Annotated in this window: 20 protein-coding genes; 15 read left to right on the forward strand and 5 right to left on the reverse strand. The window is 73.9% G+C overall.

What is annotated here, in order from left to right:
* Positions 1–25 precede the first annotated feature (25 nt).
* Both ACIRPP_RS27725 and ACIRPP_RS27730 read left to right on the forward strand, forming a co-directional pair.
* Complete coding sequence (locus ACIRPP_RS27725; RefSeq protein WP_403648197.1) at positions 26–1,039, forward strand: NlpC/P60 family protein; 1,014 nt, start codon at positions 26–28, stop codon at positions 1,037–1,039.
* Positions 1,040–1,072: 33 nt separating this feature from the next.
* Entirely contained in the window at positions 1,073–2,257 is a 1,185-nt protein-coding gene (locus ACIRPP_RS27730; protein ID WP_403648200.1) for a hypothetical protein, read from the forward strand.
* A gap of 24 nt (positions 2,258–2,281) precedes the next feature.
* On the opposite strand, the gene ACIRPP_RS27735 is transcribed toward ACIRPP_RS27730, so the two are convergent.
* Positions 2,282–3,523, reverse strand: coding sequence for a glycosyltransferase 87 family protein (locus ACIRPP_RS27735; RefSeq protein WP_403648203.1), 1,242 nt, complete (start codon positions 3,521–3,523; stop codon positions 2,282–2,284).
* A gap of 119 nt (positions 3,524–3,642) precedes the next feature.
* Between ACIRPP_RS27735 and ACIRPP_RS27740 the strand changes: the two genes are divergently transcribed.
* The gene (locus ACIRPP_RS27740; RefSeq protein WP_403648206.1) at positions 3,643–4,785 is read left to right on the forward strand and encodes a glycosyltransferase family 4 protein; all 1,143 of its coding nucleotides are present in this window, start codon (positions 3,643–3,645) and stop codon (positions 4,783–4,785) included.
* Positions 4,786–5,034: 249 nt separating this feature from the next.
* On the opposite strand, the gene ACIRPP_RS27745 is transcribed toward ACIRPP_RS27740, so the two are convergent.
* Positions 5,035–6,831, reverse strand: a complete 1,797-nt coding sequence (locus ACIRPP_RS27745; RefSeq protein ID WP_403648209.1) for an AMP-dependent synthetase/ligase — start codon at positions 6,829–6,831, stop codon at positions 5,035–5,037.
* 340 nt (positions 6,832–7,171) lie between these two features.
* Here ACIRPP_RS27745 and ACIRPP_RS27750 point away from each other — a divergent pair, with 340 nt between their 5' ends.
* The 6 genes from ACIRPP_RS27750 to ACIRPP_RS27775 all read left to right on the forward strand — a co-directional run bounded on the left by ACIRPP_RS27750 (position 7,172) and on the right by ACIRPP_RS27775 (position 12,532).
* Positions 7,172–7,927, forward strand: a complete 756-nt coding sequence (locus tag ACIRPP_RS27750) for a metallophosphoesterase (RefSeq protein WP_403648279.1) — start codon at positions 7,172–7,174, stop codon at positions 7,925–7,927.
* A 140-nt stretch (positions 7,928–8,067) separates the two neighbouring features.
* Complete coding sequence (locus ACIRPP_RS27755) at positions 8,068–8,511, forward strand: SRPBCC family protein (RefSeq protein WP_403648212.1); 444 nt, start codon at positions 8,068–8,070, stop codon at positions 8,509–8,511.
* 68 nt (positions 8,512–8,579) lie between these two features.
* Positions 8,580–9,785: an ArsA family ATPase gene (locus ACIRPP_RS27760; RefSeq protein ID WP_403648215.1), complete on the forward strand. Its 1,206-nt coding sequence runs from the start codon at positions 8,580–8,582 to the stop codon at positions 9,783–9,785.
* 58 nt (positions 9,786–9,843) lie between these two features.
* Positions 9,844–10,443, forward strand: coding sequence for a DUF5304 domain-containing protein (locus tag ACIRPP_RS27765; RefSeq protein WP_403648217.1), 600 nt, complete (start codon positions 9,844–9,846; stop codon positions 10,441–10,443).
* Between the two features lie 150 nt (positions 10,444–10,593).
* Entirely contained in the window at positions 10,594–11,547 is a 954-nt protein-coding gene (locus ACIRPP_RS27770; RefSeq protein WP_164335171.1) for an ROK family glucokinase, read from the forward strand.
* A gap of 229 nt (positions 11,548–11,776) precedes the next feature.
* A complete protein-coding gene (locus ACIRPP_RS27775; protein ID WP_403648219.1) occupies positions 11,777–12,532 on the forward strand; it encodes an endonuclease/exonuclease/phosphatase family protein in 756 nt (251 codons plus the stop codon).
* 10 nt (positions 12,533–12,542) lie between these two features.
* Here ACIRPP_RS27775 and ACIRPP_RS27780 read toward each other — a convergent pair whose 3' ends face one another.
* Positions 12,543–13,160: a hypothetical protein gene (locus tag ACIRPP_RS27780; protein ID WP_403648221.1), complete on the reverse strand. Its 618-nt coding sequence runs from the start codon at positions 13,158–13,160 to the stop codon at positions 12,543–12,545.
* Positions 13,153–13,950: an alpha/beta hydrolase gene (locus tag ACIRPP_RS27785; protein WP_403648224.1), complete on the reverse strand. Its 798-nt coding sequence runs from the start codon at positions 13,948–13,950 to the stop codon at positions 13,153–13,155. The genes ACIRPP_RS27780 and ACIRPP_RS27785 overlap by 8 nt, the downstream gene beginning before the upstream one ends.
* A 214-nt stretch (positions 13,951–14,164) precedes the next feature.
* Here ACIRPP_RS27785 and ACIRPP_RS27790 point away from each other — a divergent pair, with 214 nt between their 5' ends.
* The 4 genes from ACIRPP_RS27790 (at position 14,165) to ACIRPP_RS27805 (ending at position 18,199) form a co-directional block, all read left to right on the forward strand.
* Positions 14,165–14,983: a lysophospholipid acyltransferase family protein gene (locus ACIRPP_RS27790; protein WP_403648227.1), complete on the forward strand. Its 819-nt coding sequence runs from the start codon at positions 14,165–14,167 to the stop codon at positions 14,981–14,983.
* Between the two features lie 48 nt (positions 14,984–15,031).
* On the forward strand, positions 15,032–16,351 hold the full coding sequence (macS, locus tag ACIRPP_RS27795; protein WP_403648230.1) for a MacS family sensor histidine kinase: 1,320 nt from the start codon (positions 15,032–15,034) through the stop codon (positions 16,349–16,351).
* Positions 16,348–17,052, forward strand: a complete 705-nt coding sequence (locus ACIRPP_RS27800) for a response regulator (protein ID WP_403648233.1) — start codon at positions 16,348–16,350, stop codon at positions 17,050–17,052. Before macS ends, ACIRPP_RS27800 begins: the two co-directional genes overlap by 4 nt.
* A gap of 151 nt (positions 17,053–17,203) precedes the next feature.
* Positions 17,204–18,199, forward strand: a complete 996-nt coding sequence (locus ACIRPP_RS27805) for a 2-hydroxyacid dehydrogenase (RefSeq protein WP_403648236.1) — start codon at positions 17,204–17,206, stop codon at positions 18,197–18,199.
* Here the strand turns inward: ACIRPP_RS27805 and ACIRPP_RS27810 are convergent.
* Positions 18,151–20,112 (reverse strand): anthranilate synthase family protein, encoded by a 1,962-nt coding sequence (locus ACIRPP_RS27810; RefSeq protein WP_403648239.1) that lies wholly within the window; start codon positions 20,110–20,112, stop codon positions 18,151–18,153. The two genes, ACIRPP_RS27805 and ACIRPP_RS27810, sit on opposite strands and share 49 nt — an antisense overlap.
* A gap of 252 nt (positions 20,113–20,364) precedes the next feature.
* On the opposite strand from ACIRPP_RS27810, the gene ACIRPP_RS27815 reads away from it, so the two are divergent.
* Entirely contained in the window at positions 20,365–21,720 is a 1,356-nt protein-coding gene (locus ACIRPP_RS27815) for a class II 3-deoxy-7-phosphoheptulonate synthase (RefSeq protein WP_403648241.1), read from the forward strand.
* A gap of 190 nt (positions 21,721–21,910) precedes the next feature.
* Entirely contained in the window at positions 21,911–22,138 is a 228-nt protein-coding gene (locus tag ACIRPP_RS27820) for a bacterioferritin-associated ferredoxin (RefSeq protein ID WP_164333662.1), read from the forward strand.
* The last annotated feature ends 27 nt before the right edge of the window (positions 22,139–22,165 follow it).

Raw genomic sequence — 22,165 nt, forward strand, 5'->3', positions numbered from 1 at the left:
GTCAGCGGAAGGAGCGCGGCTTCCCGTGGGGTCCCATCGCCGCCTTGCACCGTCCTCCGGCTCCGACCGGAGTACCACCGTCGCCGTCGGCCTGCTCTCGGCGGCCGCCGCCGTCCTGAGCGCCGTACCGGCCGCCGCAGCACCGCACGACGACGCCCGGACCGAGGTGGACCGCCTCTACGAGGAGGCCGAGCGGGCCACCGAGGCGTACAACGAGGCCGACGAACGCGCCGACACCCTCCGCGCGCAGGTCCGCACCGCGCAGGACGACCTGGCCCGGCAGCAGGAGCGCGTCAACTCCATGCGCGACGGGCTCGGTTCACTGGCCGGCGCCCAGTACCGCTCCGGCGGTCTCGACCCCTCCCTGGAACTGCTGCTCTCCGAGGACCCCGAGGACTACCTCGACAAGGCCTCCGTCCTCGACCGCGTCAGCACCCGCCAGGCCGGGCAGTTGCGGGAACTGCAGAAGGCCCTGCGCACCCTGGCGCAGGACCGCGCGGAGACGACCCGCAAGCTGGGCGAACTCGAACGCAGCCGCAAGGCCGTCGCGGGCCACAAGAAGACCGTCGAACGCAAACTCGCCGCGGCCCGGCGCCTGCTCAACTCCCTCCCCGACGACGCCCGCGCCGCCTACGACCGCGCCACCCGCTCCGGCCGCGCCGGCCTGTACGGCCCCGGCGGCGAGGCCGCCTCCGGCCGCGCGGCCGCCGCCGTGGCCGCGGCCCGCTCCGCCCTCGGCAAGCCCTACGTCTGGGGCGCCAACGGGCCCAGCGGCTTCGACTGTTCGGGCCTGACCCAGTGGTCGTACGCCCAGGCCGGGGTGGCCATCCCGCGCACCTCGCAGGCCCAGCGGCACGCCGGACGGCAGATCCCGCTGTCCGAGGCGCGGCCCGGCGACCTGGTCGTCTACCGCTCCGACGCCAGCCACGTCGGCATGTACGTCGGCAACGGCCAGGTGATCCACGCGCCGTACCCCGGCGCGCCCGTGCGCCACGACCCGGTCGGCATGATGCCCGTCTCGTCGGTCACCAGGGTCTGACTCCGGCGGCCCCGCGCCCGTACCCTCGGGAAGGTGGCAGGTCGTAGGCGGGGTCCGGGGGCGTCCGTGGTGGCGCTGTGTCTGCTGCTCGCGTCCCTGGTGGCGTGCGGCGGCGCACCGGACGGTGCCCGGGCCGAGGTGCAGTCCCTGCTGGACCGGCGCGCGCGGGCCCTGCTCGACGGCGACGCCGCCGCCCACGCCCGCACCGGGACCCGTGCCGGATACGACAACGTGCGTGCCGTGCCGCTGGCCGAGTGGTCCTACCGGGTCACCTCCGTGCACCGCACCGGCGACACCGCCACGGCCGACGCCGACCTCAGCTACCGCGTCGACGGCTACGACCCGTCGCCCGTCACCACCGCCCGCACCCTGAGGCTCAGCCGGGACTCCGACGGCCGGTGGAGCGTCGACGCGGACCGGCCGGCCGGGTCGTCGGGCCAGCAGCTGTGGGACCAGGGGCGGGTACGGGCCGTCCGCGGCGGCGGCAGCCTGGTGCTCGGCGTCGGCCAGTCCGGCGCCCGGCTGCGCGACTACGCCCGGCTGGCCGACCGGGCGGTGCCCGCGGTGTCCGACGCGTGGGGGCGGCGGTGGTCCCGGCACCTCGTCGTCCTGGTGCCCACCTCCCTCCAGGACATGGCCGGGCTGCTGAACTCGCCCGCCTCGTCCTACCGGGGCATCGCCGCGGTCACCACCGGCGAGACGGGTGCGGGGGAACGGGCTCCCGCCGACCGGATCATCGTCAACCCCGACGCCTTCGGACTCCTCGGCGACTCCGGGCGGCAGGTGGTCCTCACCCACGAGGCGACCCACGTCGCCACCCGCGCCCACACCAGCGCCTCCACCCCGCTGTGGCTGTCCGAGGGCTTCGCCGACTGGATCGGCTACCGCGACGGCGCCCGCACCCCCGCCCAGACGGCGCCCGAACTGGCCCGCGCGGTCGCCCGGGGTGACGTCCCCGAGGCCCTCCCGGCCGACGACGACTTCGGCTTCTCCGGCGACGCCGAAGGCCTCGCCCGGGCCTACGAGAGCGGCTGGACGGCCTGCCGGCTCATCGCCGACCGCTGGGGCGAGGACCGCCTGCGCGCCTTCTACCGGGCGGTGGGCGCCCACGACCGGCGCGACGGCGCGGTCGAACAGGCGCTGCGCGACGTCCTGGGCACCACCCACGCCGACTTCACCGCCCAGTGGCGCGACCACCTGCGCAGCGAACTGGGCTGAGACCGCCGGGGAGCGGCCGGGCGGTCAGGAGGAGGACACCCGCGTGCCGTCCGTACGGCTCGGGTGCGGCGCGAACGGCAGGGCCGGCCGGCGGGGCACCACCGTCGCGGACCACAGGGCGCGGGCCGCCAGGAGCGTCGCGGCGACCAGGAGGCCGTTGCGCACCGCCAGCAGTCCGATGCCCAGCCGGTCACTGGCCACGACGTGCGCGAACCACACCGGGAACTCCAGCACCGTCACCAGGCACGCGGCCAGCACCAGCCCCACCGGCAGACGCATCCGGCTCGCCCGGAAGCCCAGGCACACCGCCGCGAGGCCGACCAGCCACACCATGTACTGCGGGCTGATCACCCTGCTGGTCGTGACGAACACCAGCACCGCCACGAACGCGGCGTCGGCGACCGTGTGCGGCGCGAACCGGGTCGCCCGCAGCCGCCACAGCACCAGCCAGCCGAAGCCCGCCGCGCTCAGCAGCAGCGCGCCCGTGCTCACCCACCCCACGTACGGGCCGACGAACTCCACCGAGCCGTAGTTGAGCAGCACCTCCCCGTCCCAGCCGAAGTGCCGGGCCACGTGCAGGACGAGCGCGCCCAGCGACTCGACCTCCGTGCCCCGGTCGCGCTGGAACGTCAGGAAGGCGAACGCGCCGGGCATCGCCACCGCGAACAGCGCCGCCACGCCCGCGCCGGTCAGCGCCGCCGACACCCACACCGAGCGCCGCCGCACCCCGAGCAGCAACAGCGCGGGCCAGCCCTTCAGCAGCGCCCCGAACGCCACCAGCGCCCCCATCAGCCGCGGCCGGCGGACCCCGGCGAGCAGCGCCGCCACCGCCACCGCGGTCACCATCACGTCGTAGCGCGCGTACACCGTCGGCCCCAGCAGGGGGACCCCGGCCACCCACACCCAGGCGCCTGCCCGCGACCGCCCTGACCGCGTCCCGGCACGGCACAGCAGCGCCAGCGTCACCAGGTCGGCGAGGCACACCAGCACGAAGAACGCGGTCGTGTACTCCAGGAACGGCAGCAGCGCGGGGGAGAGCACCGCCAGGGCCGCCGCGGGCGGATACTGCCAGGTGACGTCGTTCAGCGGAAACGTTCCGGTACGCAGTACGGTGGACCAGTCGTGATAGATCACCGACACGTCGGTGGTGACGTCCGGGCCGGGGAAGACGACCGCCTTCAGCACACACAGCAGCAGGAACGCCCGGGTCAGCCCCCACACGGTCAGCAGTCCGGTGAGGGACCGTGCCGCGCCCGTCGTCTTCACGTGGTTCCTGTCCGTCGGTGTGGGGGTCCCGAGGCAGCCATGATGTCCCGGACCCCGCCGCGCGTGCCACCGAGGCGCCCGGCCGGGCGTGCCGCGGGGGTTCGGTAGGGTCGGCGGCGATGCACAAGACCCTGATCGTGACCAACGACTTCCCGCCCCGGCCCGGCGGTATCCAGGCCTTCCTGCACAACATGGCGCTGCGCCTGGACCCCGGCCGGCTGGTCGTCTACGCCTCCACCTGGAAGCGTTCCCGGGAGGGCGTCGAGGCGACCGCCGCCTTCGACGCCGAGCAGCCCTTCACCGTCGTGCGCGACCGCACCACGATGCTGCTGCCGACCCCGGCGGTCACCCGCCGGGCGGCCCGCCTGCTGCGCGAGCACGGCTGCACCTCGGTGTGGTTCGGGGCGGCGGCCCCCCTCGGCCTGATGGCCCCGGCCCTGCGCCGCGCGGGCGCCGAGCGGATCGTCGCCACCACCCACGGCCACGAGGCGGGCTGGGCCCAGCTGCCCGCCGCCCGGCAGCTGCTGCGCCGCATCGGCGAGTCCACCGACACGATCACCTACCTCGGCGCGTACACGCGCGAGCGCATCGCCCGCGCCCTCACACCCGACGCGGCGGCCCGTATGGTCCAGCTGCCGCCCGGCGTCGACGAGAAGACCTTCCACCCCGGCTCGGGCGGCGACGAGGTCCGCGCCCGGCTCGGCCTGACGGACCGGCCGGTCGTGGTCTGCGTGTCCCGCCTGGTGCCGCGCAAGGGCCAGGACACCCTCATCCGCGCCATGCCCGCCGTGCTGGCCGCCGAGCCTGACGCGGTGCTCCTGATCGTCGGCGGCGGCCCCTACGAGAACGACCTGCGCCGGCTGGCCCGCGACACCGGGGTCGCCGCCTCGGTCCGCTTCACCGGCTCCGTCCCCTGGTCCGAGCTGCCCGCCCACTACGGCGCGGGCGACGTCTTCGCGATGCCCTGCCGCACCCGGCGCGGGGGACTGGACGTGGAGGGGCTCGGCATCGTCTACCTGGAGGCCTCCGCGACCGGCCTGCCCGTCGTCGCCGGCGACTCCGGCGGCGCCCCCGACGCCGTCCTCGACGGCGAGACCGGCTGGGTCGTCCACGGCGCCACCCCGGAACCCACCGCCGACTGCATCGTCACCCTCCTCGCCGACCCGGCCCTGCGCCACCGCATGGGCGAGCGCGGCAGACAGTGGATCGAACAGAAGTGGCGCTGGGACCTCCTGGCAGAAAACCTCAAAACCCTCCTGTAACCCCGGGCCCCGCCCCAGGGGCGCGAGGAACCGCGCACCTCACGAAAACAGGGGGTCACCTACAAGCCCGGGGGCACGCCCACCAGGGGCGCGAGGAACCGCGCACCCCGCAAATCACCGGGTCACACGCAAACCCCGCCCGGGGGCCCCCTCAGGGGCGCGAGGACCGCGCACCTCACGAAAACGGGGGGTCACCTACAAGCCCCAGGGGCACCCTCCCCCTCAGGAGCGCGAGGAACTACGCAAACCCTACTTCGCGTAAATCGCCTCGATCTCGTGCGCATAATCCTTGGCGACAACATTCCGCTTCAGCTTCAACGACGGAGTCAAATGCCCCGACTCCTCCGTGAACTGCGTCGGCAGAATCCGGAACTTCCGCACCGACTCCGCCTTGGACACCGCCGCGTTCCCGTCGTCGATCGCGGCCTGGATCGCGGCCAGCAGATCCGGGTCCTCGCTCAGCGCCGCCGCCGTGGACCCCTCCGGCTTGCCGTTCTCGACGCACCAGCGGCCCAGGAACTCCTCGTCGATGGTGACCAGCGCGCCCACGAAGGGCCGCCCGTCGCCCACCACCATGCACTCGGCGACCAGCGCGTGCGCCCGGATACGGTCCTCGATGACCGCCGGGGCGACGTTCTTGCCGCCCGCGGTGACGAGGATCTCCTTCTTGCGGCCGGTGATCCGCAGGTAGCCGTCCTCGTCGAGGGTGCCGATGTCCCCGGTGTGGAACCATCCGTCGGCCAGCGCCTCGGCGGTCGCGGCCGGGTTGTTCCAGTACTCCTTGAACAGGTGCTCGCCGTGCAGCAGCACCTCGCCGTCGTCGGCGATGCGCACCACGGAGCCGGGCAGCGGCTGCCCGACCGTGCCGATCTTCTGCCGGTCCCAGGGGTTGAACGCGGTGGCCGCGCAGGACTCGGTGAGGCCGTAGCCCTCCAGGACGCTGAAGCCGATGCCGCGGAAGAAGTGGCCGAGGCGTTCGCCGAGCGGCGCGCCGCCGGAGATGGCGTACTCGCCGCGCCCGCCGAGGACCGCGCGCAGCTTGCCGTAGACGAGCCGGTCGAAGACCTTGTGCTTCAGCTTCAGGCCGAGCGACGGCCCGGACGGCGTGTCCAGGGCCCGGCTGTAGGCGATCGCGGTGTCGGCCGCCTTGTCGAAGATCTTGCCCTTGCCGTCGGCCTGCGCCTTGGCGCGGGCCGAGTTGTAGACCTTCTCGAAGACCCGCGGCACCCCGAGGATCAGGGTCGGCCGGAAGGAGGCCAGCTCGTCGGTGAGGTTCTTGATGTCGGGCACGAGGCCCAGCTTGATCGGCGCGACCATCGGCGCGATCTGCACCATCCGCCCGAAGACGTGGGCGAGGGGCAGGAACAGCAGCACGGAGCACTCGCCGGTGCGGAACAGCGGGCGCAGGCGCTCGACGATGTTGCCGCACTCCGCGAAGAAGCTGCGGTGGGTGAGTACGCAGCCCTTGGGGCGGCCGGTGGTGCCGGAGGTGTAGACGATGGTCGCCGGGTCGTCGGCCTTCGCGACCGAGCTGCGCTCCTCGACGACCGCGTCGGTGACGTCCTGGCCGAGGCGCCCGAGCTCGTCGAGGGCGCCGGCCTCGATCTGCCACACGTGCTTCAGCTCGGGCAGCCGGTCGCGCATCGACTCCACGGCGGCGGCGTGGGCGTCGAGCTCCACCACGCAGGCGGTGGCGCCGGAGTCGCTGAGGATCCAGGCCACCTGCTCGGGGGAACTGGTCTCGTACACGGGCACGGTGATGGCGCCCGCGCTCCAGATCGCGAAGTCCAGCAGCGTCCACTCGTAGCGGGTCCGGGACATCAGGGCCACCCGGTCGCCCGGCTGCACCCCGGCGGCGATGAGCCCCTTCGCGGCGGACAGCACCTCGGCGAGGAAGGTCGTGGCCGTCACGTCCAGCCAGCTGTCGCCGGCCTTGCGGGCGATGACCGCGACATCGGGGTGCTGCGCGGCGTTGCGGCGGACGATGTCGCTCAGGTTGCCGTCCGCAGGGACCTCGTACAAAGCCGGAAGGCTGAACTCGCGCAAGACTGCTGCTCCTCTTAGGGCGCCGGCGCCACGACGTTGTGCGATGCGACGGTGCGGTCCAAGGCTCGGGAGGGTGCTCGCGAAGTCAACGGTTGAAATCCCGAGCACGACTGGACTGCCCGGACGTTACCCGCCGGTATGGCTTCTACGACAGGGGGTCCCGGTGAGATGTTCGCTGCGTCACACAGATGGGGCTTTACTTGCGGAGCGTAGTCCACCCGCCGTAGGACGGGCCAAACGACGGCTGCCGCGGGGCGCCCCTGTTCACCGCTGCGAACGCTGCCTACCCTTGATCGGCATGGCAACCGCACAGGACCGAAACCGGCGGACCCGCGTCCACGTGGTCAGCGACGTGCACGGCAACGCCCGTGACCTCGCCCGGGCCGGCGAGGGTGCCGACGCCCTGATCTGCCTGGGCGATCTGGTGCTCTTCCTCGACTACGCCGACCACTCGCGCGGCATCTTCCCCGACCTGTTCGGTGTCGAGAACGCCGACCGCATCGTGGAGCTGCGCACCGCGCGCCGCTTCGAGGAGGCCCGCGCCTTCGGCGCGCGGCTGTGGGCGGGGATCGAGGGGGACCGGGCCGCCGCCATCGAGAAGGCCGTGCGCAAGCAGTACGCCGAGCTGTTCGCCGCGTTCCCCACGCCGACGTACGCCACGTACGGCAATGTCGACATGCCGCCGCTGTGGGCGGAGTACGCCGGGCCCGGCGTCACCGTCCTCGACGGCGAGCGGGTGGAGATCGGCGGCCGGGTCTTCGGCTTCGTCGGCGGCGGCCTGCGCACCCCGATGCGCACGCCCTACGAGATCAGCGACGAGGAGTACGCGGCGAAGATCGAGGCGGTCGGCGAGGTCGACGTGCTGTGCACCCACATCCCGCCCGAGGTGCCGGAACTGGTCTACGACACCGTCGCCCGCCGCTTCGAACGCGGCAGCCGGGCCCTGCTGGACGCCATCCACCGCACCCGGCCCCGCTACGCGCTGTTCGGGCACGTCCACCAGCCGCTGGTGCGCCGGATGCGGGTCGGCGCCACCGAGTGCGTGAACGTCGGCCACTTCGCGAGCACCGGCCGCCCGTGGGCCCTCGAGTGGTGACCGCCGGATCCGGCCAGGATGTCCCAGGTCGGGTGCGTTGTGCCGGTGCACTGCGCGATAGCCTTCCGCTGCACGGGCGTGCGCGGGGAGCCCGTGCACGGCGATCCGACGACCGGCCCGCACCTGGAGGAGCCACGGCGATGGCGGAACACACCAGCTCGAGCATCACGATCGAGGCGGCACCGGCCGAGGTCATGGGGGTGATCGCCGACTTCGCCCGCTATCCGGACTGGACCGGCGAGGTGAAGGAGGCGGAGGTCCTCAAGACCGACGGCCAGGGCCGCGCCGAGCAGGTGCGCCTCGTCATGGACGCCGGTGCGATCAAGGACGACCAGACCCTCGCCTACACCTGGACCGGCGAGCACGAGGTCTCCTGGACCCTCGTGAAGTCCCAGATGCTGCGCTCTCTCGACGGGTCCTACGTCCTGAAGCCCGCGGGCGCGGACACCACCGAGGTGACCTACCGGCTCACCGTCGACGTCAAGATCCCGATGCTCGGCATGATCAAGCGCAAGGCCGAGAAGGTCATCATCGACCGCGCCCTCGCGGGACTGAAGAAGCGGGTGGAGTCCGGGCTGAAGTAGCCCGCCGGCTCCCGCGCCGCGGCGCGCGCGCCGTTCGCGCCGGTGACGCACGGGTAGCGTTCACCCTCATGCGTACCCTCCTGATCACGGGCCCCGGCGGCAGCGGCCGTACCACCGTCGCGGCCGGCACCGCGCTGGCCGCCGCCCGCGCGGGCACCCGCACCCTCGTCCTCGGCACCGACCGGACGGACACCCTGGGCGCGGTGCTGGGGGTGCCCGTCGGGGCCGCGCCCGTCGAGGCCGCCCCGGGGCTCACCGCCCGCCGCGTCGAGGCCGACGCGGACTTCCGGGCGGACCTCACCGCCCTGCAGGACCGCGCCGGCGCCGCACTCGACCTGCTCGGCGCCTCCCGCCTGGAACCCGACGAACTGACCCCGCTGCCCGGCGCCGAGGAACTCGCCCTGCTGCGCGCCCTGCGGGACGCGGCCCTGTCGGAGGAGTACGACCTCCTCGTCGTCGACCTCCCGCCCGCCGAGCGCGCCCTGGCCCTGCTCGCCCTCCCCGGCGAACTGCGCCGCTACCTGCGCCGCCTCCTCCCGCCCGAACGGCAGGCGGCCCGCGCGCTGCGGCCCGTGCTCGGCCGCCTCGCCGGGGTGCCGCTGCCCGCCGACCGGCTGTACGAGACCGCCGCCCGCTGGGACCTCCAGCTCGCCGCCGTCGAGGCCGTCCTCGCCGACCGGTCCACGACGGTGCGCCTGGTCGCCGAGCCCTCCCCGGCCGGGGCCGACGCGGTGCGCACCGCGGCTCTCGGCCTCGCCCTGCGCGGGTTGCGGGCCGACCGCCTCGTCGCCACCCGGGTGCTGCCCGAGGACGTCGAGGACAGCTGGCTGGCCGGCCCCGTCGCCCAGCAGCGCAAGACGCTCGCCGAGTGGCGCGAGACGTACACCGTCGACGCCGTCGCCCACCTCGGACGGGACCCGCGCGGCACCGACGACCTCGGCGCGCTCGCCCTGCCCGGCGCCGGCCCGGCCCCGGCCGCCGTCGACTGGCCCGTCACCGGCCTCCCCCACTCGCGGCTCCGCTCGAGCGGGGCGACCCCCACCGCCGCCGACGGCGTCCTGGTCTGGCACATCCCCCTTCCGGGGGCCCGGCGCGAGGAGCTGGACCTGATCCGGCGCGGCGACGAGATCGTCGTCACCGCCGGACCGTTCCGCCGCATCGTCGCCCTCCCCTCCGCGCTGCGCCGCTGCACCGTCGACGGCGCCGCGCTGCGCGAGGGCGAGCTGCGCATCAGGTTCCGGCCCGATCCCGCACTGTGGCCGCAGGACCGGTGAAGCCGCCACCCCCGTTCGGGTACCGTCGGAAGGGCCATCCGTAGTCAGGAGTCCCGTCATGAGCGAACAGCTCCCCCCGTCCGACGACGCCTGGGGCGAAGCCGTGAACGAGGCACGGGCCGCGGACGCAAGCCGGCCCGACGGGGACGCCCGGCCCGCCCCGGCGGCCGAGCCCCCCGCCGCCACCGGTGCCCGCACCACCGCCGACCTGCCCGACGCCGACGCCTGGGCGACCGCCTGCGCCGAGGACCTGGAGGCCGAGAAGGCCCGCCGCCGCGCACAGTACGGGCCGCCCGCCGGCTCGGCCGCGGAGGAGCTCAGGAAGCTGGTCGACGCCGTCGCCGACAAGCTGTCCGGTCTGCAGTCCCCGTTGCTCGGCGCGGTCGCCGGGCCCGCGGCGCAGCAGGTCGTGCGACAGGTCGTCCAGCAGGCGAAGGCCGCCGTGGAGCCCGTCATCGAGCGCAATCCGGACGTCTTCGACCACCTCGCCGCCGCCGGCAACGAACTCCTCGCCGCCTACCGCTCCGCGGTCCAGGACCAGGAGCGCCGCTGGACGGCCCGGGACACCGGCATCCGCGACACCGACCCCCGTGACCTCGGGGAAGGCCGCGACGGCGACGACGGGACCGGCCCCGGCGAGCGCATCGACCTGGACTGACACGGCGGCCGGCGGGAGCCCTCCCGGACCGGCCGCCGCACCCTCCCTCACCCCGGCCGGAGCCCGCCCACCGTGCGGACGCCGCGTAACCGGGGGCATCGGCTCGGGTACCGTGGGCGGTAGCGGGGCTCGACCGAAACTGAGGGATTCATGGGACTCACCATCGGCGTCGACATCGGCGGCACGAAGATCGCGGCCGGCGTGGTCGACGAGGAAGGCAGCATCCTCTCGACCCACAAGGTGCCGACCCCGGGTACACCCGAGGGCATCGTGGACGCCATCGCCTCCGCGGTGGAGGGCGCGCGAGCCGGACACGACATCGTCGGCGTGGGGATCGGTGCGGCCGGTTACGTCAACCGCCAGCGTTCCGAGGTCTACTTCGCCCCCAACATCGACTGGCGCAACGAACCGCTGAAGGCGAAGGTCGAGGCCCGCGTCGACCTCCCGGTCGTCGTGGAGAACGACGCCAACGCGGCGGCCTGGGGCGAGTACAAGTTCGGGGCCGGCAAGGGCCACCGCAACGTCATCTGCATCACCCTCGGCACCGGCCTCGGCGGCGGCGTGATCATCGGTAACAAGCTGCGCCGCGGCCACTTCGGCGTGGCCGCCGAGTTCGGCCACATCCGCATGGTGCCCGACGGCCTCCTGTGCGGCTGCGGCTCCCAGGGCTGCTGGGAGCAGTACGCCTCCGGCCGCGCCCTGGTCCGCTACGCCCGGCAGCGCGCCAACGCCACCCCCGAGAACGCGGAGACGCTGCTCTCGCTGGGCGACGGCACCCCCGACGGCATCGAGGGCAAGCACGTGTCCATGGCCGCGCGCCAGGGCGACCGGGTGGCCGTCGACTCCTACCGCGAGCTGGCCCGCTGGGTCGGCGCGGGTCTCGCCGACCTCGCCTCCCTGTTCGACCCGTCCGCGTTCATCGTCGGCGGGGGCCTCTCCGAGGAGGGCGAGCTGGTCCTGGAGCCGATCCGCAAGTCGTACAAGCGCTGGCTGGTCGGCGGCAACTGGCGCCCCGTCGCCGACGTCCTCGGCGCCCGCCTCGGCAACAAGGCCGGCCTCGTCGGCGCGGCCGACCTGGCCCGGGAGCCCGACCCCATCATGTGACCGACCCCCACCAGCCCGGCAGCGCCCGCCCACCCCGACGAGGGGGACGGCGGGCGCAGCCGTTTCCGCCGCGCGCAGGCGTGACCGTGAGGGACGAGGACCGCTGCTGACCCACTCGCGCGTGTCACGTTCCCCGGAGCCGGCCGCCGGGAGCCGAGGCGGGCCGGCGGGGACCCGTACCGGCGCGCGTGTACGGGTTGCCGGTGCGGGGCGGCGTATCTTGACCGGCATGGCGACCACTGGGCTGCTGCCCGACTCCCGTACCGAGCCGGACGGTTCGGCCGTGATCCGGGTGCTGAGCTACAACATCCGTTCGATGCACGACGACACGGACGCCCTGGCCCGGGTGATCACCGCCTGCGCGCCGGACCTGGTCCTCGTGCAGGAGGCGCCGCGGTTCTTCCGCTGGCGCAAGAAGCTGGCGCGGCTGGCCTCGGACTCCGGACTGGTGATCCTGTCCGGGGGCGCCACGGCGGCCGGCCCCGCGCTGCTGTGTTCGCTGCGCGCGACCGTGGAGCGGACCGAGGACGTCCTGCTGCCGCTCCGTCCGGGACGGCACCGGCGGGGTTTCGCCACCGCCGTCGTCCGGTTCGGCGGGGCCCGGCTCGGGGTGCTCAGCTGTCACCTGTCGCTGGACGGCGACGAGCGCCACGCGCAGGGCGGGATGCTCCTGGACCGGCTCGCCGGGATGGGCGTCGAGCACGCCGTCGCCGGGGGAGACGTCAACGAGCGGCCGGGCGGGCGGACCTTCCGGCGGCTGGCGGAGTCACTGACCGACTGCCGGGCCGCCGCGCCCTGGGGCGGCGAGCACACCTGGATCCGCAACGAGCCGCACCGCCGCATCGACGCGATCTTCGCGACCCGGGGCGTCGAGGTCCTGGGCTGCGGGGTGCCGCTGGACCAGCCGGGCGTCGACGGGGCGGACCTGAGGGCGGCCACCGACCACCTTCCCGTCCTGGCCGCCCTCAGGGTGCCGGCCGCGTAGCCGCCGCCGGTCAGACCACCGCGCCCCGCCCCGGATCGTCGTCGTCCTCGTCATCGGTGCGCATGCGCATGACGAGGGTGGCGCAGCCGCCCAGGAACCCGCCGATGCTGAGCGTGGTCAGCCACCAGGACATGTACCAGTCGAGCAGCACCGCCAGCAGGAGCAGCAGCGGGCCGCCGAGCACGCCGAGCCAGGCCAGCTTCGCCGCGGGGTCCGTCTCCGGCAGCGGCGGCGGCTCGGGCGGGACGAAGTGGCCCTCGTCGGTCTCGTCGAGGTCGTCGTCGGAGGGCTCGGGCACGCTGTAGTCGCGCGGGCCGACACCCGGCGCGAAGGACACCGAGCTGCCCAGCGGTCCGGCCGGCTCCTCGTCGGCCTTGGCCGGGGCGGGGGCCTGCGTCTGCACCCCCTCGTCACGGGAGTCGCCCGAGTCGTTGGTGCCGCTCTCCAGCAGCGCGAGGTCCTCCACCGACTTGAAGGGCTTGGCACCGGGCGGGTCCGGCGGCTCGTCGCCGTACCCGGCGACGATCGCCTCCCACGCGGCGTCCTCGTCGAAGGGCACGCCCTTCTCCTCCGGCTCGCGGCCCTCCTGGCCCTCGCGGTCCTCGCGGCCCGAGTCGTGCTCAGCCACCTGCGGTCGTCCCTTCCTTGCCGAGACCGGCCTCCGTGACGGCGCCGGGTGCGAGCCGCCCGATGAACGCGGTGCTCTCGTCGAAGACGCGCTCCGCGTCGTAGTCCAACGTCGCCACGTGGTAGCTCTGTTCCAGCAGGACCTCCGTCACGTCGGTCGAGGAGACCCGGCCGAGGATCCGCGCCGAGTCGGCGGGCGGCACCACATGGTCCTGCGGGCTGCGCATCAGCAGCAGCGGCTGCGTGACCTGGGGCAGCTCGCCGTCGAGGAGGCGCAGGAACGTCCGCAGGGAGTGCGCGGCGTGCAGCGGCACCCGGTCGTAGCCCAGCTCCCCGGCCTGCGGCCTGGCGATGTCGCTCGCGATGCCCTTCGTCGCGGGGACGAGGTGCCGGAGCACCGGCAGGGCGTGCGCGGCCACGCCGTGCATCCGGTTCGCCGGATTGACGACCAGGACGCCGCTCACCGCGTCCCCGTGCCGTGCGGCCAGCCGCAGGGCCAGCGCGCCGCCCATCGACAGCCCCGCCACGAACACGCGCGCGGAGCGGTCCCGCAGCTGCCGCAGCTCGCGGTCCACCTCCGCGTACCAGTCCTGCCAGCCGGTGATCCGCAGGTCCTCCCAGCGCGTGCCGTGGCCGGGCAGCAGCGGCAGCGAGACGGTCAGGCCGCGTCCGGCGAGATGCTCCGCCCAGGGGCGCAGCGACTGCGGCGAACCAGTGAACCCGTGGCACAGGAGGACAGCGGTCTCGCCGCCCTCGTGGCGGAACGGCTCGGCTCCGGTCAGGAGCGGCACCTTCGGCCTCCTGTTCGTGAGAGGGACGGGCACACGTGCGGTACAGCGCCGATCAAAGGGGCCGGCACGCCGGGGCAGGAGACCGCACGACGTGCAGGACCTTCACCGTACGCGACCGCACTGACACCGACCAGGGCCGTCGGGCCCATTGGCGGCACGCCGGGATAAGGTCTGTGCCACACACACGGGAGGCACGCGGTTGTTGTACGGCACCATGAAGGTCACCATCGGGGGGCCGCTGAAGCTGGCCTTCAGGCCCTGGGTGGAGGGCCTGGAGAACGTACCCGCGGAGGGTCCCGCGATCCTGGCCAGCAACCACCTGTCGTTCTCCGACTCCTTCTTCCTGCCGGCCGTGCTGGACCGCAAGGTCACCTTCATCGCCAAGGCCGAGTACTTCACCACGCCGGGCGTGAAGGGCCGTCTCACCGCGGCCTTCTTCAAAGGAGTGGGCCAGCTCCCCGTGGACCGGTCCGGCACGCGGGGCGCCGGGGAGGCCGCGATCAAGAGCGGCATAGAGGTCCTCGAACGCGGTGAGCTGTTCGGCATCTACCCCGAGGGCACCCGCTCGCCCGACGGCCGCCTCTACCGCGGCAAGCCGGGCGGCCTCGCGCGCGTGGCGCTGGCCACCGGCGCGCCCGTGCTTCCGGTCGCCATGATCGACACGGAGAAGATCCAGCCGCCCGGCAAGGTGATGCCCAAGCTCATGCGGCCGGGCATCCGCATCGGGCGCCCGCTGGACTTCCGCCGCTACCAGGGCATGGAGCACGACCGGTTCGTGCTCCGGGCGGTGACCGACGAGGTCATGTACGAAATCATGAAGCTGTCCGGCCAGGAGTACGTCGACATGTACGCCACCGCCATGAAGCGGCAGCTCGCGGAGGCGGCCAAGGCCGACAAGGAGGCCGAGAAGGCCGCTCGGGCCGCACTGGCCCGCGCGGAGAAGGAGCAGGCGGCCAAGCTGCGGTCCGCGATGGAGCAGGCCGGGCAGGACCGGACCGGGCCGGAGCGCTCCGGCCGGGACCGCACCGAGTAGGCGGGCCGGCCGGCGGGGGCGCGGGCCGGAAGTGGGGGGACGGGGACGATGCCGGGGCGCGAGAAGGTCATGAGAATGTCGGTCGAGCAGCCGCTGTGGCGCGCGCTCGCCGGCTACCGGGTGCTCACCCTGGTCTACGCGGTGGGACTCTTCGCCACCGCCTACGAGGAGTTCACCCGCCCCTGGCTCGCCGTCGGCTACTTCGCGGTGCTGGCCGGCTGGACCCTCGCCACGCTGCCCAAGGTCGCGAACGAGGCGGCCTGCACCAAGCGCTTCCTCACCGCCGACCTCACCATCGCCCTCACCGGCATCCTGCTCACCCCGCTCGCCGACACGCCGGAACGGGTCCACGCGGGCGGCCCCACCCTGCCGTCGATATGGACCGCCGGGGCCGTGCTCGCGTTCGCCATCAAGGGCGGCTGGCGCTGGGCGGCCGGCGCCTCCGTCCTCGTCGCCGTCGCCAACCTGGTCGAGCGGGGCACCCCGGCCCGCGACACCGTGCACAACGTGATCCTCGTCAGCATCGCCTCCATCGCCATCGGCTACGTCGTCGAGGTCGCCCGAGCCTCCGAGCGCACCCTGGCCCGCGCCCTGGAGATCGAGGCCGCGACGAGGGAACGGGAGCGTCTCGCGCGGGACATCCACGACAGCGTGCTCCAGGTGCTGGCCATGGTGCAGCGGCGCGGCGCCGTCATCGGCGGCGAGGCGGCCGAACTGGGCCGGATGGCCGGGGAACAGGAGGTGGCGCTGCGCACCCTGGTCTCCGGCGGGTTGGTGCCGGCCGCCCGCGCGCCGCGGGAGACCGCCCGGGGCGCCGCCGCGCCCGCCACGGCCCGGGAGGACGACGGCGACGCGCCGGTCGACCTGCGGGCGCTGCTCGCCCCGTTCGCCGGCGCCCGGACCGCCCTGGCCGAACCGGGGGCCCCGGTCCTGCTCGCGCCCGCCGCCGCCCGCGAGCTGGCCGCGGCCGTCGGGGCCGCCCTGGACAACGTCCGCCGGCACGCCGGGGAGGAGGCACGCGCCTGGATCCTCGTCGAGGACGAGCCCGACGAGGTGATCGTCTCCGTCCGCGACGACGGCCCCGGCATCCCCGAGGGCCGGCTCGCGGAGGCCGAGGGCGAGGGCCGGCTCGGCGTGGCCCTGTCCATCCGGGGGCGGCTGCGCGACCTCGGCGGCCGGGCGGACCTGATCTCCGTCCCCGGGCAGGGCACCGAGGTGGAGCTGCGGCTCCCGAGGACCGCCGGGGACGGCGGCACCCGCGCGGGCGGCCGGAAGGACGGCGGCCCCGGACACGACAGCGGGCTCACGGACGGCCGGGAGCCCGGCACAGACACGGACGACCCCGGGGGGAAGGCGGACCAGCGATGACGGACACGGCGACGCGGCGGCAGGACGGCGAGGAGCGGGCACCGGTCAGGGTGATGGTGGTCGACGACCACCCCATGTGGCGCGACGCCGTCGCCCGCGACCTGTCGGAGTCCGGTTTCGAGGTGGTCGCCACGGCGGGCGACGGCGAACAGGCGGTGCGCCGCGCCAAGGCCACCGCCCCCGATGTGCTGGTCCTCGACCTGAACCTGCCCGGCAAGCCCGGCGTGCAGGTCTGCAAGGAGGTCGTCGCCGCCCACCCCGCCCTGCGGGTGCTGGTGCTGTCGGCGAGCGGTGAACACGCCGACGTGCTGGAGGCGGTGAAGTCGGGCGCGACCGGCTACCTGCTGAAGTCGGCGTCCACGCAGGAACTGCAGGAGGCGGTGCGCCGGACCGCCGCAGGCGACCCGGTGTTCACCCCTGGCCTGGCCGGACTGGTCCTGGGCGAGTACCGCCGCCTCGCCTCCGAACCGGCGCCGGCCCCCGACGACGGCGAGTCGAAGGCGCCCCGGCTGACCGAGCGGGAGACGGAGGTCCTGCGCCTGGTCGCCAAGGGCCTGAGCTACAAGCAGATCGCCGAACGCCTCGTCATCTCCCACCGCACGGTGCAGAACCACGTGCAGAACACCCTCGGCAAGCTGCAGCTGCACAACCGCGTCGAACTCGTCCGCTACGCCATCGAGCGCGGACTCGACGACGGCTAGTACGGCCCGCGCGGGGCCGGGGCCCGACCTCGTGTCCACGGCCGGCCGGCCCACCCGCCGGGGCCGTCCGGCTCACGCGTGTGCCGCGCCCCGGCCCGTATATTCGCCGCGACGGCAGTCGCCGGCACCGGCACGACCCCGGAGGGAACGCGTGGAGATCCTGGCATTCGGTGTGCAGGCCGACGAGAGTCCCCTGATCGAACGGGCCTTCGAGGGCCATCATGCGGTCCGCGGGCTCGGCGTCTTCCTCGACGAGGACACCGCCCCCATCGCGTCCGGCCACGAGGTGATCTCCACCAGCGTCAACTGCGACCTCGGCGCGGGCGTCCTGGAGCAGCTCGCCGCGGGCGGCACCCGGATGGTCGCCCAGCGGTCCACCGGCTTCAACAACATCGACCTCCAGGTTGCCGGACGCCTCGGCCTCACCGTCGCCCGCGTCTCGTCCTACTCGCCGTACTCGGTCGCCGAGTTCGCCTGGACCCTCGCCATGGCGGTCAACCGCCGGATCGTCCGCGCCTCCACCCGCACCCGCGACTTCGACTTCCGTCTCGACGGACTGATGGGCCGTGACCTGCACGGCCGCACCGTGGGCATCCTCGGCACCGGCAAGATCGGCGAGGCGTTCGCCCGCATCGCCCACGGCTTCGGCATGCGGCTGCTCGGCTGGGACGTCACCGAGAACCCCGCCTGCCGGGAGCTCGGCCTGACCTACGTCCCCAAGGAGCGCCTGCTCGCCGAGTCCGACCTGGTCAGCCTGCACGTCCCGCTGCTGCCCGCCACCCAGCACCTCATCGACGCCGCCGCGCTGAAGGCGATGAAGGACGACGCGATCCTGGTCAACTCCAGCCGGGGCGGCCTGATCGACACCGCCGCCCTGGTGAGCGAGCTGCGCGCGGGCCGCTTCACCGGCGTCGGCCTCGACGTCTACGAGGCGGAGGCGGGCCTGTTCTTCCTCGACAAGTCCCTGGAGGCCGTCGAGGACGACACCCTGGCCCGCCTCGTCACCTTCCCCAACGTGCTGGTCACGTCCCACCAGGCGTACTACACCGAGGACGCCGTCGGCCAGATCATCGCGACCACGGTGGACAACGTCCTCGACTACACGGCCGGCCGCCGCTCGGAGAACGTGCTGGTGCCGCGCAGCTGAGCCATCAGCTCCCCGACCACCGCCGCGCCGTTCAGCGTCAGCACCGACTCCGGATGGAACTGCACCCCGGCGAACGCGCCGCCCGGCGTGCCGCCGGGCCCGCGCAGCGCGTGCACCTCGCCGTCGGCCGCGCGGCTCACCTCGATGCCGTGTGCGGCCAGCTCCGCCGCCGTCCCGTCGTCGCAGCGCGCCACGAAGCTGTTGTAGAAGCCGACCGTCTCCGGCCGCCCGAAGAAGTCGATCTCCGTCTGCGCGCCCTGGTACGGCACCTCCTTGCGGACGATGTCCAGCCCCAGCTCGGCGGCGATCAGCTCGTGCCCCAGGCACACCCCGAGGACACCGTGCCGGTGCCTGCCGAGTGCCTCGGCCGTCAGGGAGCGCAGGAAGCGCATCCTCGGGTCGGACGTGTCGGACGGGTCACCGGGGCCGGGCCCGAGCACCAGCGGACCCCCGTGCGCCAGCGCCGCCTCCCGCAGCCCGGGCTCGTCGAAGCGCCGCACGGTCACCTCCAGGCCACCCGAACGCAGCACGTGCGCCAGCATCGCGGTGAACGTGTCCTCGCCGTCCACCACCAGGGCGTGGCCCGTCGGCGGGCCCGACGGCTCCTGCATGCGCAGCCAGAACGGGGCGAGCGAGGCACGCCGTCCGTCCAGGGCGGTCCGCACCCGGGGGTCGTCGGACAGCCGGGGCAGGGCCCGCTCGGCGCGGGGCCGCCCCGGACGCACGCCCAGCGCGGCCAGCACCCCGGCCGCCTTCGCGTGCGTCTCCGCCACCTCGCCGGCCGGGTCGGAGCCGCGCACCAGCGTGGCCCCCACCGGGACGCGGAGACGTCCGGCCGCGTCGATGTCGGCGGTGCGGATGAGGATCGGCGAGTCCAGGGTCTGCGCGCCGCCCGCGTCCCGGCCGATCAGGGCGAGCGCGCCCGCGTAGTAGCCGCGTCCGCCCGCCTCGTGCCGTTCGATCACCCGGCAGGCGTTCTGCACCGGCGAGCCGGTCACCGTCGCCGCGAACATCGTCTCCCGCAGCACGTCCCGCACGTCCAGCGAGGACCGGCCGCGCAGCTCGTACTCGGTGTGCGCGAGGTGCGCCATCTCCTTCAGCCGGGGGCCGACGACCACGCCGCCCCGGTCGCCGACGGTGCACATCATCTTCAGTTCCTCGTCGACGACCATCGACAGTTCCTCGGTCTCCTTGCCGTCGGCGAGGAAGTCCAGCAGCCGGTCGGCGGTGGGGCCCCCGGCCGGGTAGCGGTAGGTGCCGCTGATCGGGTTCATCACCACCGTGCCGCCGGACGCCCGCACATGCACCTCCGGGCTGGCCCCGACCAGCGTGCGCCCGCCCGTCTCCCACCCCCGCCCTTCCGAGGAAGGCCCTTCGGGCCCCTCCTGTCCGGTGTGCACCACGAACGTCCAGTACGCGCCCCGCTCGCCCTGGAGCAGCCGCCGGAACAGGGCGAGGGCGTCGGCCCGCACGAAGCCGGGCAGGTGCCCCGTGTACGTCCGCCGGATGACGAAGTTGGCGCCCTCGCCCCGCCCGATCTCCTCCCGGAGCACCCGTCCGACGATCCCGGCGTACTCCTCGTCGTCCACGTCGAAGCCGCCGTCCTCCACCCGCACGTCGTGCGCCGGGAGCAGGGCGAGGGCGTCCTCCAGCGGGATCTCGTGGCGTTCCTCGGGGGTCAGCACCAGCAGCGGGGTGCCGTCGTCCCGCACGTCGAAGCCGCGCTCGCGGATCTGCCGGAACGGCACGAGCGCCAGGCCCTCGTCGGGCAGGTCCGCCAGGCGCTCGCGCGCGGTGACGGGGCCGAGCAGCAGCTCGACCACGCCGTGGTCGTGGCCGGGGGTGCGGCGGCGCAGCAGGGCGAACGGGCGGGGGTCGGCAAGGAGGTCGGCGAGCAGGTCGGTCGGTTTCATCGGTCCGGGTCCCTCGGTGACGGGAGGCCGGCCGACCGACGCCGCGAAACGCCGAAGGCCGCCCTCGGGCGGCCTTCGCGGAGTCTGTGCGTACGCGCAGTCAGTGGGCCGCCGGGGGAGCGGTCCACCACCAGGTGAGGTGCGAGTGCGCGAACATGCCGAGCACCTTAGCGCATGTCCGCGGAGCGTACGGTGCGTCTCACTTGCTGGGCATGGCCCGGAGCGGGCGGCTTCACCCCGTAATGTTGAGGCGTGACCGTGAACGCTGATTCCCGAAGTGTCGCCGCTCAGGCGACGTGGCGAGACCTGCCCGCGGCGCAGCAGCCCGAGTACCCGGATGCCCAGGCTCTGCGCGATGTGATCGCCGAGCTCGAAACGTATCCGCCGCTGGTGTTCGCCGGCGAGTGCGACCAGCTGCGTGCCCGGATGGCCGCCGTCGCGCGCGGAGAGGCGTTCCTGCTCCAGGGCGGCGACTGCGCCGAGTCCTTCGACGCCGTGTCCGCCGAGCACATCAGGGCCAAGCTGAAGACGCTGCTCCAGATGGGCGCCGTCCTCACCTACGCCGCCTCCGTGCCCGTGGTGAAGGTCGGCCGTATCGCCGGCCAGTACTCCAAGCCGCGCTCCAAGCCGACCGAGACCCGCGACGGGGTCACCCTGCCGACCTACCGCGGCGACTCCGTCAACGGCTTCGACTTCACCGAGGCGGCCCGCATCCCGGACCCCCAGCGCCTGAAGCGGATGTACCACGCCTCCGCCTCGACGCTGAACCTGGTGCGCGCCTTCACCACCGGCGGCTACGCCGACCTGCGGCAGGTGCACGCCTGGAACCAGGACTTCGTGAAGTCCTCGCCGTCCGGCCAGCGCTACGAGCAGCTGGCCCGGGAGATCGACCAGGCGCTGAACTTCATGCAGGCGTGCGGCGCCGAGCCGGAGGAGTTCAAGACCGTCGAGTTCTTCTCGTCGCACGAGGCGCTGCTGCTCGACTACGAGTCGGCGCTCACCCGCGTCGACTCGCGCACCGGCCACCTGTACGACGTCTCCGCCCACATGGTGTGGGTCGGTGAGCGCACCCGGCAGCTGGACCACGCGCACATCGAGTTCGCCTCGAAGATCCGCAACCCGATCGGCATCAAGCTGGGCCCGACGACGACGGCGGAGGAGGCGCTCCAGTACATCGAGCGCCTCGACCCCGAGCGGGAGCCCGGCCGGCTGACCTTCATCGTCCGGATGGGCGCCGACAAGATCCGGGACCGGCTTCCCGAGCTGGTCGAGAAGGTCACGGCGTCCGGTGCCACCGTCGCCTGGGTGACCGACCCGATGCACGGCAACACCTTCGAGGCGGCCTCGGGTCACAAGACCCGCCGGTTCGACGACGTGCTCGACGAGGTCAAGGGCTTCTTCGAGGTCCACAAGGAGCTCGGCACCCACCCGGGCGGCATCCACGTGGAGCTCACCGGCGACGACGTCACCGAGTGCGTGGGCGGTGGCGACGAGATCTTCGTCGACGACCTCCACCAGCGCTACGAGACGGCCTGCGATCCCCGGCTGAACCGCAGCCAGTCGCTGGACCTGGCGTTCCTCGTCGCCGAGATGTACCGCGACCAGTAGGCGCCGCACGGGGCCGGTGACCGGCCGTGCCGTGGCGGTGACCACGCGAAGGGGTGGGGCCCGGATCACACCGATCCGGGCCCCACCCCCCTTTCGTGCACTCCCGCCCGGTGAGTAAGGTTAGGTTTGCCTCACCGACCCCGGTCGGGGACGGCATGACCCAGCGCCACCCCGCGGGAGGTGAATCCGCGTGTTCGTCTGCAGTTGCTTCGGCGTCACCGAGGAACAGGTGAGGAGCCACGCGGAAGCGGGCGCCTGCACCCCCCGGCAGATCGCCTCCGCCTGCAAGGCGGGCACCGACTGCGGTGGCTGCGTACGACGCATCCAGGCGCTGCTGGGCCGGGGTTCCTGCCCCCGCCGGCAGCTCGCCGACCAGGGCCGCCCGCCCCTCACCGCCGACCTCCCGGAAGCCGCCTAGCCGGCTCCGGGCCGGGTCGGCGCGCGC

This window comes from Streptomyces sp. NPDC101219 (assembly GCF_044767675.1).
Taxonomy (GTDB): domain Bacteria; phylum Actinomycetota; class Actinomycetes; order Streptomycetales; family Streptomycetaceae; genus Streptomyces.

Excerpts from the sequence above, each read along its gene's own strand:
- ACIRPP_RS27740 (WP_403648206.1), top strand. The coding sequence starts at position 3,643 with ATGCACAAGACCCTGATCGTGACCAACGACTTCCCGCCCCGGCCCGGC.
- ACIRPP_RS27755 (WP_403648212.1), top strand. The coding sequence starts at position 8,068 with ATGGCGGAACACACCAGCTCGAGCATCACGATCGAGGCGGCACCGGCC.
- ACIRPP_RS27760 (WP_403648215.1), top strand. The coding sequence starts at position 8,580 with ATGCGTACCCTCCTGATCACGGGCCCCGGCGGCAGCGGCCGTACCACC.
- ACIRPP_RS27765 (WP_403648217.1), top strand. The coding sequence starts at position 9,844 with ATGAGCGAACAGCTCCCCCCGTCCGACGACGCCTGGGGCGAAGCCGTG.
- ACIRPP_RS27770 (WP_164335171.1), top strand. The coding sequence starts at position 10,594 with ATGGGACTCACCATCGGCGTCGACATCGGCGGCACGAAGATCGCGGCC.
- ACIRPP_RS27775 (WP_403648219.1), top strand. The coding sequence starts at position 11,777 with ATGGCGACCACTGGGCTGCTGCCCGACTCCCGTACCGAGCCGGACGGT.
- ACIRPP_RS27790 (WP_403648227.1), top strand. The coding sequence starts at position 14,165 with ATGAAGGTCACCATCGGGGGGCCGCTGAAGCTGGCCTTCAGGCCCTGG.
- macS (WP_403648230.1), top strand. The coding sequence starts at position 15,032 with ATGCCGGGGCGCGAGAAGGTCATGAGAATGTCGGTCGAGCAGCCGCTG.
- ACIRPP_RS27800 (WP_403648233.1), top strand. The coding sequence starts at position 16,348 with ATGACGGACACGGCGACGCGGCGGCAGGACGGCGAGGAGCGGGCACCG.
- ACIRPP_RS27810 (WP_403648239.1), bottom strand. The coding sequence starts at position 20,112 with ATGAAACCGACCGACCTGCTCGCCGACCTCCTTGCCGACCCCCGCCCG.